Below are 19,001 nucleotides of genomic sequence, written 5' to 3'. Positions count from 1 at the left end.
AGGCTTCTGATTGTGAATTATGAATTTTTAATTATAAATTATTTGTTTCTGCCCATCAGTCCGGCGGCGAATTCGCGCAGGGGCGCGGTGCGGGCCGGGTCGGCCGAAAGGGTCTCCAGCTGGGCCAGCGCCCGCTCGAAACGCAGTTCGATTTGCTGTTCGGTCAGATGGGGCACGTCGAGCCGGTCGTAGATGGCTTTCACGGCGGCGATTTTCCGCTCGGCCGGCATCTTGCTGTCGGCCAGCAGGCTGCGCAGCTCGTTGCGCGTGGCTTCGTCGGCGCGGCTCATGGCCGTGACCATCAGATAGGTTTTCTTGCCCTCCAGGATGTCGCCGCCGATGGCCTTGCCCAGGCGTTCGTCGCCGTAGCTGTCCAGCAGGTCGTCCTGCAGCTGGAACGCGAGCCCCAGCTCGATGGCGAAACGCCGGAGCTTGCGGCAGTCGTTCTCCGAAGCGCCGCCCAGCAGGGCCCCGATGAGCACCGACCCGGCGAGCAGGGCGGAGGTCTTCAGTTCGATCATGTGCATGTATTCGACGACCGAAACTTTCTGCTTCTTCTCGAAATCCATGTCGTACTGCTGTCCCTCGCATACTTCGAGCGCCATGTCGTCGAACGTGGCAAGCACCTGCGGGAGCTTGTCGGCGGGCAGTCCGCACAGCAGCCGGTAGGCGTAGATCAGCATGGCGTCGCCTGAGAGAATGGCCACGTTCTGCCCCCACTTGGCGAAGACCGAGGGTTTGCCGCGGCGGATGGCGGCGTTGTCCATGATGTCGTCGTGCAGCAGGGTGAAGTTGTGGAACACCTCGACGGCCCCTGCGGCCGGGAGGGCCTGCTGGACGTTGTCGGCGAAAACGGCGTGCGCCAGCAGCACCAGCATGGGGCGCAGGCGCTTGCCCCCGCCGGAGAGCGAATAGGCGATGGGGGCGTAGAGGAGTTCCGGTTCGGCGGGAAACTCGGTCTGCGCCAGGTAATTCTCGATAAGGGTTTGCAGCTGCTCGTTCGTGTACATGTTTCCGTAGGTTCATTTACATGCAGGTTTTCTCGCCTCGGCAAAGCCCGCCAGCGGTCTCTGCCCTCGGCTTATCGAAAACGTTCATAATCGGCTCCAAAAATAGCGAAAAAGTTTGAAGTTCCCGAATTTTTGCTTACCTTTGAAATAGCAAATCCAAACACAATCTTATCTTTCCCATGAAAAAACTGGCTATCGGAATCGACATCGGGGGCATCAACACGGCTTTCGGACTTGTCGACGAGCAGGGCGACCTCTACGCCGAATCGGTCATTTCAACTAAAAAATATCCTTATTTCGACGACTATCCCGCCTACGTGCGCGACCTCTGCGAAGCGATGCGGGCGCTGGCCGACAGCCTGTCGTTCGAGTACGAGCTCACGGGCATCGGCATCGGAGCCCCCAACGCCAACTACCACCGCGGCACGATCGAGAATCCGGCCAACCTGTGGAAGTTCCGCGAGGGCGAGAAGAACCCCGACGAGAGCCGCCGCGTGTTCCCGCTGGTCGACGATATTGCCAAGTGCTTCAACGGGGCGCGCACGCTGATGACCAACGATGCGAACGCCGCGACTATCGGCGAGATGGTCTACGGCAATGCCCGGGGCATGCGCGATTTCGTCATGATTACGCTCGGCACGGGCCTGGGGTCGGGGTTCGTCTCCAACGGCGAGATGATTTACGGCCACGACGGTTTTGCCGGAGAGTTCGGCCATGTGTGCGTCGAGCGCAACGGCCGTCAGTGCGGCTGCGGGCGCCGCGGCTGTCTGGAAGCCTACGTGTCGGCCACGGGTATCAAGCGCACGGTTTTCGAGCTCATGGCTACGATGAGCGAGCCGAGCAAGCTGCGCGACATCGCGTTCACCGACCTCGACGCTTCGATGATTTCGGTGGCGGCCGAGCAGGGCGACGCCGTGGCCAAGGAGGCGTTCCGCTACACGGGCGAAATGCTGGGCCGGGCGCTGGCCGACGTGGTGACCATCACTTCGCCCGAAGCGATTTTCCTGTTCGGCGGTCTGTCGAAAGCGGGCAAGCTGATTTTCGAGCCTACGCAGTGGTACATGGAGGAGAACATGATGTTCACCTTCAAGAACAAGGTCAAACTGCTCCCGAGCGGCATTCAGAGCAAGAACGCCGCCATCCTCGGCGCTTCGGCGCTGATTTGGCAGGAGCTGGTGAAATAAAAGGCCGGATTTCCGGTCGGGGCGGGGCGCGCAGGGCGTCCCGCCCTTTTTTGGTTGGAGACGGAACTGATACGGCGGGTAATTGACGGGTCGTGCGGAGAAAAAATCCCTGCCTTTTAATAATTTGTCCAAGTCGGGAGAGCGGGCCGGGTTTAATTTTGTAAACCGATAACCGAAACCCATATCGGACAACCTAATTCAATACTTATTTAACCATGAAACGTTTCAAACTTCTGACCTTGCTTTTGTCGTTGTTCGTCGGTGCGGGCGCAGTCTCGTGCGCCGATAAGGACGACCCTGCTACCCCCCCCCTCACGGAGCCCGTTGAGCTGACGGGCAGCTGGAAAACCCTCTCGTGGATCGAGGGCGACACGCCCGATGCCGACCGCGTGGGCACGTTCTGGGTTTTCACCGATACGGAGGTGACCATAGGCCGTGCCGAAGCGGTGGCCTATGTTTATGACGTGCAGCATGCGTCGCTGCGAATCGGCGACACCGAATTCCATATCCAGCAGCTCGGAAGCGGCCGCCTGGCGTTGGACGCGGCGGAGCGCACCGTCATCTTGGTGCGGACGACCGGGACGCCCGGCGAACCGGAAGAACCGGAACCCGGCGATTTGGGTCCGTGTACGGTCTCCCCGGTAGGTGCGGGGGCGTTCAAGGACGCTTATCTGACGCTCGAATTCGAGGCTGCCCCGACGCTGGGCACGAGCGGTGAAATCCGGATTTTCCGGGCCGACGACGATACGGAGGTAGACCGCATCGACATGGCGGAAGTGGCCAAGGGCCACGAACGGATGGAGAAAAACCAAATCATCAATACGATGCACGACGTGATAGGTCCCAAGGGGCTGAAGCGCTACCGTATCGTCAACTACGAACCTGTGACGCTCGACGGCAACACCGTGACGATTCGTCCCCACTACGACGTGTTGGAGTACGGCACGGAGTACTATGTGACCATCGACAAGGGCGCTCTGACGGCCGAGGGATTCGCCGGAATCGCGGCCAAGGAGTGGAGCTTCTCGACCAAGGCCAAGCCGCGGGGCGCCGTGGTTACCGTGGGCGCTGAGAATGCCGATTTCCGCACGGTGCAGGCCGCGCTCGACTACGGCTACGGGCTGGGCAAGGATGCGGCGCTCGAAATCCGGATTCTGCCGGGCCAATACGAGGAACAGCTGTTCATGCGCTATAACAACAACATCACGCTCAAGGGTATGGGTGCCGGACCCGACGACGTGCGGATTTTCTATTGCAACGGCGACGACCTCAACGGCGGTGTCGGCGGTTCGACCAGCGTGGCGGGCAACGATGCCGACAAGCCCAAGGTCGGCGACGCGATAGGCTACGCCGGAGGCCGCGGGGTGATGCTCGTGGAATCGTGCGACAACCTGCGCTTCGAGAATCTGACGCTCGAAAACACCCGCGGCGCCGGTGCGCAGGCCGAAGCGCTCTACAACAACGACAACAGCGGCGACTGCGGGCTGGTGGCCGTGAACTGCAAGTTCCTGGGCTATCAGGATACGCTCAATCTGAAAGGTTACTGCTGGTTCTACAACTGCTTGGTGGCGGGCGACGTCGACTTCATCTGGGGCGGTGCCACGGCGGCCCTGTTCGAGCAGTGCGAAATCCGGGTGATGAACAGCGGCGCCTACATTGTCAACGCGCGTGTCAACCAGGCAAACGGTTACCGCAAAGGATTCGTCTTCCTGGGCTGCCGGCTGACCAAGGACGCTGGAGTGAGCGCGGGTTCCTCGTGGCTGGCGCGTCACGGCGAGGACAAGAGCAACGACAATGTGACGTTCGTCGACTGCAAGATGGACGGCCATATTGCCAAGGAGGGCTGGTACAAGAACGACGAACTGAAGTTCACGCCGTCGCCCATGACGGCCGAGCACGGACTGAAGGAGTACGGCACCACGACGCTCAGCGGCGGCGCCTACGATCTGACGTCGCGTCTGTCGTGTGCTTATAGACTGACGGCCGCAGATGTGGAAAGCCACTACAAGGACCGCGCGACGGTGCTGAGCGGCTACACCAAGAAAGCCCAGTGGACGGAGTAACGAGGAGTGCCCAATAGCAAGAGCGGGGAATAATCGGCCGATTATTCCCCGCTTTCATTGTCATTCTGAGCGGAGCGAAGAATCTTTCGGAATCATTCCCGAACGTAGTGCGGCATCGGGTCGGGAAGCTCCATCGAATACTCCACCAATCCGCCTACGACGCCGTTCTGACGCCAGGCGGTCTGGTAGATCAGCTTGCGCACGCCGCGCTTCTGGATGGTGTAGACGTTGCGGCCGCCCTCGTCCAGAAGCCGGCGGATGATGGCCTGCGACCGTTCGTTGTGGCAGGGGATGAGCGAGCGGCCCTGCACATCGCCGTTGACCTCGCGCGAACGCCGGTTCTGATAGAGGACGACGCCTTCGGTGTCGCACACGGTGACGGCGCAGTCGAGTTCGTCGTTCCAACGGCTGAAATCCGGGGTTGTCATAGGTCGTGACCGCAGTAGGAGAGGTTGAAACTCTTGTTGCAGATGGGGAAATCGGAAATCCCCTCGCCGCGCACGGCCAGCGCGAGAGCCAGCCAGTTGTGGAGGCTCGGGTCCTTGATGCGGACGGCGGCGATGCGCCCCTCGGGGTCGGTGACGGCGACGTGGCAGGTCTCGCCGCGCCAGCCCTCGACCAGCCCGAACGAAAGCGACGACGGGGCCAGCGCGGCGGTGTAGTCGGGAGCCGGGCAGGGGGTGGGCCCTGCGGCGTATTTCTGTTCGTAGAGTTCCAGCAGGCGGTCGATGTAGCCGGCCGACTGGGCCGCTTCGCGGCAGCGCTCCGTCAGGCGGGCCATGACGTCGCCTTGCTGCTGGACGATGCTCCGGTGGTGCAGGCACTTGGCGAACGAAGCCCACGGGTGGGAGGTGCGGATGTCGCGCGCGAGGCCGCTGGCGCGGGCGGCCTGGCCCACGCCGCCGATGCGCTGCATCTCCTCGCGCGGCACGATGCCGCACTGCTCGAACCGCGCCAAAAGGGTGGGCGACGACTCGATGTCGCGGCACACCTCGGCGTAGCGGCGGGCGATTTCGCCGACGTTGCGGCGAATCATGCGGGCCTTTTCGGGGGTGAGCGGGTGGTCGGTGCCGTGGGGCCGGACGAGCCCTTTGCCGAACCGGTTGCCGCACCACGCTTGCGTGGTGTTGATGGTGAGGGTGCGCAGCGCTTCGCAGGCCACCTGTCCCAGCTGGTAGCCGACGTCCATCGAAAGGGCGCCCGTGTCGGCAATCTGCATGGCCATGCGTTCGAGTTCGAGGGCTACGGTGCGTTCGCGCTCCAGCTCGGCGGGCCGCTCGCGCTTGGTGAGCTTTTCGACGGCCTCGGCGAAAGCGGTGGCGTGTGCTACGGCGCTGTCGCCCGCGACCGTCTCGGCCAGGCACATCCGGCGCAGGAGGTTGTCGGTGTGCTCGAACAGATGTTCGATGCCGCGGTGCTGGTAGCCCAAGGCGATTTCGAGGTGGAGCACCTGCTCGCCGTTGCAGATGAAGCGGAATGCTCCGGGCTCGATGATGCCCGCGTGGATGGGCCCGACGTTGACTTCGTGGAGCGAACCGCCCTTCATGGTGTAGAACGGATAGTTGTCCATCGAACTGCTGCGGTCGAAGCGGTCGAACGGAAAACGCAGCGGCTTGGGCCACGGCATGCTGTCGAACCGCACGCCGTAGCGTTCGGCGATGTCGCGCTCGAAAGGATGGAGCGCCGGGTGCAGGGCCGTGAGCGACGGCAATGCCGTTTCGTCGTGATACCCCATCGCGTGCGAAGCGAGGAGCACCTGCCCCGTGTTGTCATCGAGCAGCAGGCAGAAGAAACGCAGGCGGTCGCCGGACGGCAGGGCGAAATAATGGGCCACGTGGTAGCGCACGTCGGCGAGTTTGGCGGCCAGGTCGTTATAAAAGTCGGCATAGCTCACCTCGGGAATCTTGCCGAGGGCTGCGGCCGGAGCGGTGTTGTCGGTTATAAGCCAGTTCATAGGAGGGCGATTTGGTCGATGAGCGTGCGCAGTGCTTCGGGCTGCCAGAGCCCCAGCACCACGGCAGCCAGCAGCAGCAGGAGAGCCGACCACGAAAGGGCCTTGTCGGCCTTGGAGGGGTGCAGCTCGTCCTGGTTGGGCTGGTAGCAGAGCCGCAGCATGCGCAGGCAGAACGAATAGATGACGATACAAAGGAGCAGCAGCATGCACCCCACGAGCCACCATTTGCCGGCGGCGATGCTTTCGCGCAGAATCATCAGCTCCGAGATGAAGAGCGGCGAGGGCGGAAAGGCCATCACGACGACCATGCCGACGAGCAGTCCGACGGCCCCGACGCGGTTGATGCGGATGTAGTCGCCGATGCGGTTGATGCGGTAGCCGTTGTAGACCTGTCGCACGACCCCCATCTGGAGGAAAAGACTGCTCTTGACGAAGGTGTGGCAGACTACATGGAAGACGGCGGCCCAGACCCCGGCGCCGCCGATGCCCAGTCCGATGGCGGCGATGCCCATGTTCTCGACCGTGGAGTAGGAGAGGAAGCGCTTGTAGTTGTTGGTGCGGCGCAGGAACAGGGCCCCAATGGCGAGCGACAGGACGCCCACCAACAGCAGCACGGACTTCGCCCACCCGAAGACTTCGGTTCCGGCCAACAGGCGGTAGACGCGCAGGATGGCCAGGAAGCCGGCGTTGACGAGCCCGGTCGAAATCAGCGCGGCGGCGGGAGCCGGAGCGGCGAAATTGGCGTCGACGCCCACGGTGTAGAGCGGGAAAAGCTCCATCTTGCAGCTGTAACCGCAGAGGATGAGCAGGAACGCGATTTTGAGGTAGAGCGGATTGCCCTGCGCGGCGACGGCGGCGACCGCCCCGTAGGAGAGCGACTCGCACTTGGTGGCGGCGGCCAGCAGCAGGATGCCGAGGTAGGCCATGGCGATGCCCGTGGAGCAGACGAAGACGTATTTCCAGGCCGCTTCGAGCGTCTGCGCCGTGCGGCGGTGGTAGATGATGCCTGCCGAACAGAGGGTGGTGGCTTCGAGGAAAATCCAGGTCACGGCCATGTTGGCGGCGAAGTAAGCGCCCGCGATGGCCACGGTGAGCAGCATCACGAGGGCGAAGTAGGTGCGGGTCTGCCGCAGGTCGCACTCGGAGAGGTAAGTCTCGGAATGGTGGAAGACCCAGAACGAAACGACGACGAGCAACAGGTAGAACAACGACCCTGCGGCGTCGAACGCGAAGAGCGTCCCGACCGCCGAACCGTAACCTCCGGCGGCGAAGAGCCACGCGGCGAAAGCGGCCTGGACGAGGTAGAAGACGAGCCCTGCGAAGTGGACGGCGCGGCGGCTGCGGGCTGCCAGCGCCGAAGCGGCGGCGAGCCCCGAAAGCAGAAACGTGAGTATGGGAATGGTCATGGCGTCAGTCTTTTACGTGGGTGAGGGCGTCGGCGTCGTCGGCGTGGATCTTGCCGTCGATCTTGGTGAAGAAGACCCCTAACATGAGCACCGACATGAGGATGTCGAGCAGGATGGCGATGCCGATAAGGAACGGCATTTCGACCCCGATGGCCGTGGAAAAGAGGAACACGCCGTTCTCGATGACGAGGAACCCGACCAGATGCGAGAACAGCCGCTGCCGCAGGACGATGAGAATCAACCCGCTCAGCAGGGCGTAGAGCGCCACGCCGAAGAAGACGAGGTCGACGGTCGAATCGGCGATGTAATAGGTCACCGATGCGCTGACGACGAGCGCCGCGAGCGAGAGCAGCAGGGCGTGGAACTGCGAGGTGCCCGACGTGCGGACGCGGTTGATTTTGGTTTTGCGGATGATGCGGAACAAGATGGCTGGGACGACTATAGCCTTGAAAATCAAGGTTTCCAGGGCTATGAACCCGAGCTCGGCGGGCGCGATGGTGTGCAGCCGCAGCAGGGCGATGGCGAACAGCAGCCACCCTTGCAGCATCATGATGGACGCGAAGTTGCGGAACCGCTCGGTGATGGAGAGGTAGACGAGCGAAACGACGTAGAGGATTACGAGCGGGAGAATCATGCCAGTCCGATGTTGAGTTGCAGCAGGTAGGCCGTGAAGAAAGCCAGCGCGGCCAGCGCTGCGACGGTGAGTATGAAAGTGGTGTTGCGGACGAGTTTGTTGCGCGCCTGCGTCGATTCGACCACGCCGACCGAAACCCCGGTCAGCAGGAGGGCCAGCGGAGCAGCTATCCACCAGCGCAGGCAGAACGCCGCGGCGAGCGTGTCGGCGGCCAGGAGCGAGAAGAGGGCCGTTTTGAGCCAGCCGGCCATCTTGATCATCGCCAGGTCGACGCCGCAGTAGTCCAGACACATGACTTCGTGGATCATGGTCAGTTCGAGGTGGGTGCGCGGGTCGTCGACGGGCACGCGGCCGCTCTCGGTGAAGACGATTTTGACGAGGACGTAGGCCGTGAGCAGCAGGACGATGACGAACTGCGCGCCGGGCATGACGGCGGGGTCGAAGATGCGGGCGAACGACGTGCAGCCCGTCAGGAGGGCGAGCGTACCGCCTGCAAGCATCAGCGCGGGCTCGACCAACGCGCCGTAGAGCGCCTCGCGGCTGGCGCCCATGCCCTCGAACGCACTGCCTGTGTCCATGGCGGCGAGAATCAGGGCGAAGCGCCCGAGGGCGAGCGTGTAGGCCATGCAGACGAGGTCGCCCTCGAACGCGAGCAGGGGCCTCAGGTCGCCGACGGGAATCGTCAGCGCGGCGACGATGGCCGCCCCCAGGTAGACCGACGGCGCGGTGCGGAACAGCGCGGTAGTCGTGGACGAATAGACAGCCCCCTTGCGCAGACGCAGGCGCAGGTCGTAGAGGTGCTGCATGAAACGGATGCCGCGGCGGCCTGCGAGCCGGGCCCGGATGCGGTTGATAAGGCCCGGCGTGGCGAGCGCGACCGCCAAGAGCAGAAAAGTATTGAGCAAGGTCATGGTCAGAGCAGATGAAGAACGGACAAGAGGAATACCAACACGAGGAACGCCAGCGCGAAGAGGATATAACTGTTGATTTTACCCGTGCGCAGGCGCATGGCGCGCTGGTTCAGCAGCCGCAGGGCTTCGACCCACCAGGCGGCGAAAAGCCGGTCGATGCGGTCCTTGCGGCGGATGTCGTAGCGGTGGGCGGAGGGGAAAATCTCGCTTTTGGCCACGGCGTCGCCCTCGCCTTTCTGCTGGGTGAGCGACGGAACGATGGATTGCAGTCCCTCGGAAAAGGATTCGCCCGTGTACTGCATCCGCACGTTGGGCGAAGTGAAGCCGCAGCCCCAGGTAGGCCCCTGTGCGACGGTCCGGCCGCGCAGGGTGCGGGCGCGGAGCCATGCCAGCAGGCCGATGACCCCGACGAGCAGCCACGCCGTGCGGCCTACGGCCGAGAGGACGGGCGAGAGGAGAAAATCGGAGACGGCGGGCGGTGCGGCGAGGAAGAACCCGGCGGCACGGCCGACGATACCCACGGCGGTCGCGGGGAAGAAACCCACGAAAAGGATGCCTGCGAGCGGCAGGGCCATGGCGGCGATGCGGAAGCTGTCGGCCTCGGCGGCTTCGGCCACCTCGTGGGTGCGGGGCGAACCGAGAAAGACGGTGCCGTAGAGCTTGGTGAAGGCGAGCACGACGATGCCGCCGATAAGGGCCAGCGCGACCACTCCGGCCACCGATGCGAGGACGCTGCCGCCTGCGGCGATGCCCTTGAACAGCCCGAGGTAAATCAACAACTCGGAAACGAATCCGTTGAGGGGCGGCAGGGCGCAGATGGCGGCGGCGCCGACCAGAAAGAGCAGGGCCGTGAGGGGCATGTGCTTGGCGAGCCCGCCCAGCGCGTCGAGCGAAGTGGTGTGGGTCTGCGTCAGCACGTTGCCCGCGCCGAAGAACAGCAGCGACTTGAAGAACGAGTGGTTGAGGGTGTGGAGCAGCGCTCCGGCCATGCCGCAGAGGGCGACGGAGGGGTGCCCCGACGCCTTGCCGAGGAGCGCGACGCCCGCACCGATGAGGATGACGCCGACGTTCTCGATGGACGAATAGGCCAGCAGGCGCTTGACATCGTTCTGCGAAGCGGCGAGGATGACGCCCCACAGCCCGGTGGCGATACCGGCGACGAGGACGATCACTCCCGCGGTGTGGAGCGCGGCAGAGGTATCGAGAGCGGCCACGACGCGCAGAATGCCATAGACACCCGTTTTTATCATGACGCCCGACATCAGCGCCGAGACGTGCGACGGAGCGGCAGGGTGCGCTTCGGGCAGCCAGACGTGCATGGGGAAAAGCCCGGCCTTCATGCCGAACCCGGCGAGGAAGACCAGAAAGAGCGGCAGAAACCGATGTTCGGCGAAGTAGGGAACCAGCGCGGCGAACGATGCCGACCCGGTGGCGGCGTGGAGCCGGACGAACCCGACGACGAGCAGCACGAACCCGATGTGCATCATGATGAGGTACGACAAGGCCGCGCGCCGGACCTCGCGCCGCTCGGCGTCGAAAAGAATCAGGATGAACGAAGCGACGGTCATCAACTCCCAGAAGAAGAGGAACGAATAGCCGCCGTCGGAAGCCACGACGCCCAACATGGAGAGCGACATGACGGTCAGAGCGGTATAGTGGAGCGAGACGTGGGCCGGGGACTTGCGGTCGAGGGCGTGGCTCAGATAACCGCGCGAATAGAGCACGGCGGCCACGGCGCCAATAGCGATGAGGAGCACGAAGAACGCCGACAGGGGGTCGAGCGACCCGCTGTCGCGCCCCAGCACCAAGCTGTCGAATGCCCAGAGCGGCCGGGGCTCACCGCCGGCCAACACGCCCACGGCGCAGGCCGAGAGCGCGACGGCTCCGGCAGCGGTGAAAGCCAGCGCCGTCCAGACCTTGGTCCGGAGCGGGGCGGCGCAGATGGCCGCCGCGATGCCTGCGAGGGCGAAAAGGGTGTAGAGGAAGAACATCTGTTGCGAGGTGAAAGTTTGTTATTCAATGCATAATTCAGAATTCACAATTCATAATTGCTGCTCGTCTTTTCAAATATGGCAGAGAAAGCGTCCGGTTGAAATCATTCAATTGTGAATTCTTAATTATGAATTGTGAATTGTATTGACTACCGACGCCATGACCACGGCCGTGAGGGCGGCGGTTTCGGTGCGCAGGCGCTGGGTGCCGAGGGTGATCTCCTCGAACCCGCAGGCTATTGCGGCGTCGATTTCGCGGGGCGAGAAATCGCCCTCGGGACCGATGAGCACCAAGGCCGCTTCGCCGGGATGCAGCGCCGCGGGCAGATACCGTTTGCCTGCTTGGCTGCGGGCCTGGTCGCAGTGGGCGATGAACCTGCGCCCCTCGAACGGCGCTTCGAGCACCTCCCGCAGGGGTGCGAGGGGCCGAAGCTCGGGCCGGAACGCCTTGAGCGACTGCTTGATGGCCGCCGTGATGACCTTTTCGCCCCGCTGCGGCCGGAAGACCCGCCGCTCGCTGTGGTCGGTTTCGAGCGGCACGATGGCCGTGACCCCCACCTCGGTGGCCTTTTCGAGGAACCACTCGAAGCGGTCGGCGTTCTTGGTCGGCGCGACGCCCATGACGAGCCGGTAGGGCAGGGGCTCGAAATCGTGCACCGTTTCGACCGCCTCGACCGTGCAGCGGCGCGGGTCGGCGCTGACGATGCGGCAGCGGTAGAGCGTACCCCGCCCGTCGGTCAGGTGGAGAGAGTCGCCCTCGGCGAGCCGCAGCACCCGCACGCAATGGCGCGACTCCTCCTCGCCGAGCGTGTGGAGGGGCGGAACGAAATCGGGATCGTAAAAAAGTTGCATGGCTCTGTCGGATTTCGTATATTTGGCACGCATAACCGCGCGCGGCCGCAAAGGTATACATTATATAGGTAATAAGGAACGAAAAAACGCATAAAACTTCCGACCCGATGAAACGCATGCTCTTCTTCACATTCATCCTGCTTATGTCCGCATCGTGCAACACGCAAAACAAGACGGCGGAGAATCCCTTTTTCTCCGCCTGGGAGACGCCCTACGGCGTACCGCCTTTCGACAAAATCCGGCCCGAGCACTTCATGCCCGCTTTCGAGCGTGCGATGTCGCTGCACGACGCCGAAATCGACGCCATCGTCTCGAACCACGACGAACCGACGTTCGAGAACGTAATCGCGGCCTACGACCGTTCGGGGCGGATGCTCGAACAGGTGGGGCTGGTGTTCGGCATGCTGTGCGAGGCCGAAAGCAGCGAACAGCTGCGCGCGCTGCAAGAGCAGGCGATGCCGCTGCTGACGGCCCACGACGACAAGATAGGGATGAACGAACGGCTTTTCGCCAAGGTCAAGGCGGTCTACGACCGCCGTGCCGAATTCGGGCTGGGAGCCGACGAAACTCGCCTGCTGGAAGAGACCTACCGCGCGTTCGTCCGCTCGGGCGCGCTGCTCGGCGAGGAAGAGAAAGCGCGGCTCAAGGCCATCAACGAAGAACTGGCCCTCGTGTCGGTGAAGTTCAGCGCCAACCTGCTGGCCGAGAACAACAAGTTCGTGCTTGAACTCACGGCCGAAGACCTCGAAGGGATTCCGAACAACGCCCGCGAGCTGGCGCGCGACAAGGCGCAGGAACTGGGCCGCGGCGGCAAGTACGTCTTCACGCTCCACAAACCCAGCCTGATTCCGCTGCTGACCTACTCGAAGCGCCGCGACCTGCGCGAACAGGCCTACAAAGCCTATCTGAACCGCGGCAGCAACGGCGATGAACACGACAACAACCAACTTATCAACGACTTCATCCGCCTGCGGACCGAAAAGGCGCACCTGCTGGGCTATCCCTCCTATGCGGCCTATGTGACCGACGGGGAGATGGCCGGGACCCCGGCGGCGGTCTACGGACTGCTCGACGAGATATGGACCCCGGCGCTGAAAAAGGCCCGGGAGGAACTGGCCGAAATGGAGACCCTGTTCAAGGCCGACTATCCCGGGGAGACGTTCGCTTCGTGGGACTGGTGGTACTATGCTGAGAAACTGCGCAAGAAAAACTATGCGCTCGACGAGGAGATGCTGACCCCCTATTTCTCGCTGGCGAACGTGCAGACGGGCGTCTTCTTCCTGGCCAACAGGCTCTACGGAATCACGTTCCGCCCCATCGCCGTGCCGGTCTATCATCCGGAGGTGACGGCCTACGAAGTGCTCGATGCCGACGAATCGCACCTCGGGGTGCTCTATTTCGACTACTTTCCCCGCGAGGGCAAGAGCCAGGGCGCGTGGTGCGGCAACTATGTGGAACAGAGCTACGACGACGAGGGCAAGCGCATCGCGCCCGTGGTCTCCATTGTGGCGAACTTCACCCGCCCGACGCGCAGCACCCCGGCCCTGCTGACGATGGACGAAGCGGCGACCCTTTTCCACGAATTCGGCCATGCGCTGCACTTCCTGTTCCACGACGTGAAGTACCGCGGGCTGACCGAAGTGGAGGGCGATTTCGTGGAACTGCCCTCGCAGGTGATGGAAAACTGGGCTTTCGAGCCCGAGATGCTGCGCCACTATGCCGTACACTACCGCAGCGACGAAGTGATGCCGCAGCACCTGGTCGAGAAGATGCGCCGCAGCTCGCTTTTCAACCAAGGGTTCCAGACGACCGAGCTGATTGCCGCGTCGCTCTCGGACATGGACATCCATTCGGTCGAGGAGTACGAGCCGTTCGACGCGGCGGAATTCGAGCGCCGGGCGCTCAACGAAAAGCGCGGGCTGATTCCGCAAATCGAACCCCGCTACCGCTACCCCTACTTCAGCCACATCTTCGACGGCGGCTACTCGGCGGGCTATTATTTCTATACGTGGGCCGAGGTGCTGGACAAGGATGCGTTCGAGGCCTTCCGCGAGAGCGGCGACCTGTTCGACAAGCAGACCGCCGCACGCTTCCGCCGGCTGCTGTCGCGCGGCGGCTCGGAAGACGGCATGACCCTCTACCGTACGTTCCGCGGCAAGGACCCCGACAAGACGGCGATGCTCGTGGCCCGCGGTTTGATGGAACGGCCCCGTCCTGCGGCCGATTCGCTGGCGGTACCGACTTTGCAATGAAAAATGAAAAATTAAGAATTAAAAATCATTCTTGTACACAACAAAGGTTTCCTCTGTCATTCTGAACTTCCTCTGTCATTCTGAACGAAGTGAAGAATCTGTTGTACGGATAGTCGACAGCGTTTCCCCTTGTTTCCTTTCTCATTGATCCCGCTCTCGGCGGGCCCCGTTGGGAGAGATGGAGTCTCGAAAACACAAATGGAAGAAATCCGAATAATATTGCTGAAAAGATGAAAAAAACGTTTTGGATAATGACCCTTGCAGCTTTTGCGGCAGGATGCGCCGACAACTCGATTCCGCGGGCCCAGCTGCCCGAACTGGACACCACCAACCCGCTGCTGGCCCAGTGGGAGACGCCCCATGCCACGCCGCCGTTCTCGAAAATCGAGCTCGCCCACTACGAACCTGCGTTCGAGGCGGCCATCGCGTGCCAGCGTGCCGAAATCGACGCCATTGTGAACAACCCGGCCAAGCCGACGTTCGGCAACACGATTGCGGCGCTGGAACGGAGCGGCGAACTCCTCGGCCGCATCGAGGGGGTGTTCTACAACCTGCTGAGCGCCGACACGTCGGACGAGATGCAGGAAATAGCCCTGCGCGTGCAGCCCAAACTGACGGAGCTGTCGAACGACATTTCGCTCAATCCCGAATTGTTCGCGCGGGTAAAGGCGGTCTACGAACACCCGGGCTGCTGCCTGAAGAAAGACGACAAGAAACTGCTGGAAGACACCTACAAGAGCTTCGCCCGCAACGGCGCGGCGCTGTCGGACGCAGACAAGGAACTCTACCGCCAGTATACCTCCGAACTTTCGGCCCTGACGCTTCAGTTCGGGCAGAATGCGCTGGCGGCGACCAACGCGTTCGCGCTCAACATCACCGACCCGAAGCAGGTGGCCGAACTGCCTGCTTTCGTCAAGGAGGGGATGGCGGCCGACGCCAAGGCCCGCGGCGAAAAGGGCTGGACCGTGACCTTGCAGGCACCGAGCTATGTGCCGTTCGTCACCTACTCGTCGAACCGTGCGCTCAAGGAAAAACTTTGGCGCGCCTACAACTCGCGCGCGCTGGGCGGCCAATACGACAACACGGAAATCGTCAGAAAGATAGCCAACACGCGTCTGAAGATAGCCAACCTGCTGGGCTACAAGTGCTATGCCGACTACGTGCTGGAACGCCGCATGGCCAAGGACACCCCGACGGTCGAGGCGTTCCTGGAAGAACTGCTGGCGGCGACCAAGGAACATGCCGACCGCGAGTGCCGGACGGTCAGCGACTATGCCGCGAAACTCGGCTTCGAGGGTGAGCTCATGCCGTGGGACTGGGGCTATTACAGCCAGAAGTACCGCGATGCCGAATATGCGCTCAACGACGAAGTGGTGAAACCCTATTTCCAACTCGAAAACGTGAAGAAAGGGGTCTTCCTGCTGGCGAACAAACTTTACGGGCTGAACTTCACGCCCAACCCGGAAATCGACGTCTACCATCCGGATGTGACGGCCTACGACGTGACCGACGAAAAAGGCCGCTTCATGGCGGTGCTCTACCTCGACTTCTTCCCGCGTGCGTCGAAGCGTTCGGGCGCGTGGATGACCGAATACCGCGGTACGAAAATCGTGGACGGCGAGGAGACGCGGCCGCTGGTGTCGCTGGTGATGAATTTCACGAAGCCCACCGGGGAGAAACCCTCGCTGCTGACGTTCGACGAAGTGGAGACGTTCCTCCACGAATTCGGCCACTCGCTGCACGGCATGCTGGCCGAGGGACGCTACGAATCGCAGACGGGCACGAGCGTCTACCGCGATTTCGTGGAACTGCCCTCGCAAATCATGGAAAACTGGGCGACGGAAAAGGAATTCCTCGACCTGTGGGCCGTACACTACCGGACGGGCGAACCCATCCCGGCCGAAATCGTGGAGAGCATCGTGGCGGCGAAGAATTTCCTGGCGGCCTACGGCAATGTCCGCCAGCTGTCGTTCGGCATGACCGACATGGCATGGCACACGATTGCGGAACCCTACGAGGGCGATGTGGTGGCTTTCGAGCGGGCGTCGATGGCTCCGACGCAGGTACTGCCTGCTGTCGACGGCACGGCGATGGCCCCGGCGTTCAGCCATATCTTCTCGGGCGGCTATGCGGCGGGCTACTACGGCTACAAATGGGCCGAGGTGCTGGAAGCCGACGCGTTCTCGCTGTTCAAGGAAAAAGGCATCTTCAACCGCGAAGTCTCGGGCTCGTTCCGCGACAACGTACTCTCCAAGGGCGGCACCGAGGACCCGATGGACCTGTATGTCCGTTTCCGCGGTCACAAACCCGAAACCCGGGCGCTGATTGAGAAGATGGGATTGAAGAAAGCGAATTGAATTTCACAGTTCACAGTCGGGGATAGTCCCCTTCGGCAAAAATCGCGCGGTCTTCGGACTGCGCGGTTTTTTGCAGCCTTGTACGACCCGGAACGGCGGAGGTCACGGCTTCCGCCGGTGCGGTCGGCAGATTCAGCGGTCCACTGGCGGTGTTTTACGGAATGTTAAAACGTTTTAGCAGGTTGTTGAAACGATAAAGCACGCTGCCAGTTGTGGAATCCAGTCTATGCCGGAGCCGGAAACCGAAACGGGTTTGCCTCTTCGGTATATTCAGCTGAGCGATCGCTATGCACGCCTGCTGCGGGCTGGCGCCACACGGCGACGGGAGCCTTGACGGAAGTCGGCGACCGCGGTCTCTGCTGGTCGTCATCCTCCTATGCGGCCGGCGACCGGAACGCGGGCTTTCTGGACTTCTTGTCGGGCCTTGTGAACCCGCTGAACAACGGGTGGCGGGCAGGCGGCAAATCCGTGCGCTGCGTCCAGCATCTGCGGGGCTGCTTTTATGAATAGGATGGATACCTAATAAATAAGGTGCGCCGGGGAAAGGACCCGGCGCACCTCTGTTTCGGAAGGAACCGCACTAATGGCCGATTTCTCCGATAGCTTCGGGATTGTGCTTGTACTTGAAGACCAAGGCGAAGACGATGGCGACGCAAAGGGCGTATCCGGCGAAGATGAGCCACGAAGCGGACCACCCGGCCGTCATGGCTTCGACCGACGACTGCGAATAAACGAAACGGTCGACGACGGCCTGTGCGCCGAGCGTACCGATGGTGGCGCCGATGCCGTTGGTCATAATCATGAAAAGTCCCTGCGCCGAAGAACGAATGGCGGTGTCGGTCTCGTTGTTGACGAAGAGCGAACCCGAGATGTTGAAGAAGTCGAACGCCACACCGTAGACGATCATCGAGAGGATGAACATCCATACGCCGCCGCCGGGATTGCCGAGCCCGAACAGCCCGAAGCGCAGCACCCAGGCGAACATGGCCATCAACATGACGTTCTTGATGCCGAAACGCTTGAGACAGAACGGAATCAAGAGTATGCAGAGCGTCTCGGAGACCTGCGATAACGAAATCAAGGCATTGGCATGGTTGGCGCCGAACGTGGACGCGAACTCGGGCACGTCGCGGAACGACGTGATGAACGGATTGGCGAACCCGTTGGTAATCTGCAGCGACACGCCGAGGAGCATGGAGAAGATGAAGAACAAGGCCATTTTCTTCTGCTTGAACAATGCGAAAGCCCGCAGCCCGAGCGCCTCGACGACGCTTTTCTTCTCGCTGCCGCGGCTGACGGGGCAATTGGGCAGCGTCATGGCGTAGACGGCGAGTGTCAACCCCAGCACGGCGCACTGCACGAACTGCATGTAAGTGGTCTGGAATCCGGCGGCGTCGCAGACGAGCATCGAACAGATGAAACCGACGGTTCCCCACACGCGGATGGGCGGGAACGCCTTGACGGTATCGAATCCTTTGCTTTCGAGGACGCTGTAAGCCACGGAATTGGAGAGCGCGATGGTGGGCATGTAGAAAGCGACGCTGAACGAATAGAGCGCGAAGAGCGGCCCGAACTGCACGCCGGCACCCGCGGAATGGGCGTAATAGCCTGCGGCCCCGATGAAGACGGCGGCGAGCAGGTGGCACATGCCCAGGAGCCGCTGGGCGGGAATCCAACGGTCGGCGACGATGCCGATGACGGCGGGCATGAAGATCGAGACAATACCCTGCATGGCGTAGAAGATGCCGATGTGCGACGAGAGGTCGGCGCTGACCAAGTAAGACCCCATAGAGGTGAGGTAGGCCCCCCAGATGGCGTACTGGAGGAAGTTCATGACGATGAGACGGAATTTGATGCCCATGAGCTATTGGTTTTATAAGTATTTTTCGGGTTGCGTGCGGCTTGCGGAAAGCTGCGTGAAAACAAATATATGAAAAATTTCGGACAAATTCTTTGCAGTTGCAAAATAATGTGCTACTTTTGCACTCACAAAAATTGAGCTATGGTGTAATGGTAACACAACAGATTCTGGTCCTGTCATTCCAGGTTCGAGTCCTGGTAGCTCAACCAGAGAAAAAGAGAGACTTCCACGGAAGTCTCTCTTTTTTTATTCCTAATGGATAGGGAATAATGGGGTATTTGTCATGTTGAACGTAGTGAAACATCTGTGGATATTAGATTCTTCACTTCGTTCAGAATGACAGAACAATTCTGCGCGGAGCCCGGCTCGCGCTTGCAGCGCGACCGCCCCGGCCGGGCCCGCGAATGATTCTTGCGAAATCCCGCACTCGTGGAAATGGCGGGGTTTCATTCGTCGAGGGAGCGAGCGCCCGGAGCGGGTGTTCGGAACAGCGTAAGTCTTCCGTGCCCGCTCAGCGAACGACCGA

General features: G+C 61.9%; 13 protein-coding genes and 1 tRNA gene. 5 read left to right on the top strand and 9 right to left on the bottom strand.

Annotated features, from left to right (window positions below):
• Positions 1 to 38: 38 nt before the first annotated feature.
• A complete protein-coding gene (locus NFR47_RS06635) occupies positions 39 to 1,010 on the bottom strand; it encodes a polyprenyl synthetase family protein (protein WP_251214788.1) in 972 nt (323 codons plus the stop codon).
• Between the two features lie 179 nt (positions 1,011 to 1,189).
• Here NFR47_RS06635 and NFR47_RS06630 point away from each other — a divergent pair, with 179 nt between their 5' ends.
• Both NFR47_RS06630 and NFR47_RS06625 read left to right on the top strand, forming a co-directional pair.
• The gene (locus NFR47_RS06630; RefSeq protein ID WP_251214787.1) at positions 1,190 to 2,194 is read left to right on the top strand and encodes an ROK family protein; all 1,005 of its coding nucleotides are present in this window, start codon (positions 1,190 to 1,192) and stop codon (positions 2,192 to 2,194) included.
• A gap of 215 nt (positions 2,195 to 2,409) precedes the next feature.
• Complete coding sequence (locus NFR47_RS06625; protein ID WP_251214786.1) at positions 2,410 to 4,257, top strand: pectinesterase family protein; 1,848 nt, start codon at positions 2,410 to 2,412, stop codon at positions 4,255 to 4,257.
• 92 nt (positions 4,258 to 4,349) lie between these two features.
• Here NFR47_RS06625 and NFR47_RS06620 read toward each other — a convergent pair whose 3' ends face one another.
• The 7 genes from NFR47_RS06620 to NFR47_RS06590 all read right to left on the bottom strand — a co-directional run bounded on the left by NFR47_RS06620 (position 4,350) and on the right by NFR47_RS06590 (position 12,005).
• Entirely contained in the window at positions 4,350 to 4,685 is a 336-nt protein-coding gene (locus NFR47_RS06620) for a PAS domain-containing protein (RefSeq protein ID WP_251214785.1), read from the bottom strand.
• On the bottom strand, positions 4,682 to 6,211 hold the full coding sequence (locus NFR47_RS06615; protein ID WP_251214784.1) for a hydrogenase large subunit: 1,530 nt from the start codon (positions 6,209 to 6,211) through the stop codon (positions 4,682 to 4,684). The genes NFR47_RS06620 and NFR47_RS06615 overlap by 4 nt, the downstream gene beginning before the upstream one ends.
• Positions 6,208 to 7,617: a complex I subunit 5 family protein gene (locus NFR47_RS06610; RefSeq protein ID WP_251214783.1), complete on the bottom strand. Its 1,410-nt coding sequence runs from the start codon at positions 7,615 to 7,617 to the stop codon at positions 6,208 to 6,210. The genes NFR47_RS06615 and NFR47_RS06610 overlap by 4 nt, the downstream gene beginning before the upstream one ends.
• 4 nt (positions 7,618 to 7,621) lie before the next feature.
• Complete coding sequence (locus NFR47_RS06605; protein WP_251214782.1) at positions 7,622 to 8,251, bottom strand: hypothetical protein; 630 nt, start codon at positions 8,249 to 8,251, stop codon at positions 7,622 to 7,624.
• On the bottom strand, positions 8,248 to 9,162 hold the full coding sequence (locus tag NFR47_RS06600) for a respiratory chain complex I subunit 1 family protein (RefSeq protein ID WP_251214781.1): 915 nt from the start codon (positions 9,160 to 9,162) through the stop codon (positions 8,248 to 8,250). Before NFR47_RS06600 ends, NFR47_RS06605 begins: the two co-directional genes overlap by 4 nt.
• A gap of 2 nt (positions 9,163 to 9,164) precedes the next feature.
• Positions 9,165 to 11,153: a proton-conducting transporter transmembrane domain-containing protein gene (locus NFR47_RS06595; protein ID WP_251214780.1), complete on the bottom strand. Its 1,989-nt coding sequence runs from the start codon at positions 11,151 to 11,153 to the stop codon at positions 9,165 to 9,167.
• 126 nt (positions 11,154 to 11,279) lie between these two features.
• Positions 11,280 to 12,005: a 16S rRNA (uracil(1498)-N(3))-methyltransferase gene (locus NFR47_RS06590; protein ID WP_251214779.1), complete on the bottom strand. Its 726-nt coding sequence runs from the start codon at positions 12,003 to 12,005 to the stop codon at positions 11,280 to 11,282.
• A gap of 107 nt (positions 12,006 to 12,112) precedes the next feature.
• Here NFR47_RS06590 and NFR47_RS06585 point away from each other — a divergent pair, with 107 nt between their 5' ends.
• Entirely contained in the window at positions 12,113 to 14,257 is a 2,145-nt protein-coding gene (locus tag NFR47_RS06585; RefSeq protein WP_251214778.1) for a M3 family metallopeptidase, read from the top strand.
• A 230-nt stretch (positions 14,258 to 14,487) separates the two neighbouring features.
• Complete coding sequence (locus NFR47_RS06580) at positions 14,488 to 16,614, top strand: M3 family metallopeptidase (protein WP_251214777.1); 2,127 nt, start codon at positions 14,488 to 14,490, stop codon at positions 16,612 to 16,614.
• Between the two features lie 580 nt (positions 16,615 to 17,194).
• On the opposite strand, the gene NFR47_RS06575 is transcribed toward NFR47_RS06580, so the two are convergent.
• On the bottom strand, positions 17,195 to 18,475 hold the full coding sequence (locus tag NFR47_RS06575) for an MFS transporter (RefSeq protein ID WP_251214776.1): 1,281 nt from the start codon (positions 18,473 to 18,475) through the stop codon (positions 17,195 to 17,197).
• 135 nt (positions 18,476 to 18,610) lie between these two features.
• On the opposite strand from NFR47_RS06575, the gene NFR47_RS06570 reads away from it, so the two are divergent.
• A tRNA-Gln gene (locus NFR47_RS06570) sits at positions 18,611 to 18,684 on the top strand.
• Positions 18,685 to 19,001: the final 317 nt, after the last annotated feature.

The sequence above is a fragment of the Alistipes muris genome (assembly GCF_943193205.1).
GTDB classification, from domain to species: domain Bacteria; phylum Bacteroidota; class Bacteroidia; order Bacteroidales; family Rikenellaceae; genus Alistipes; species Alistipes muris.
Note: the sequence above shows the minus strand (reverse complement) of the source record. Positions and strands in the feature narration are given on the sequence as shown.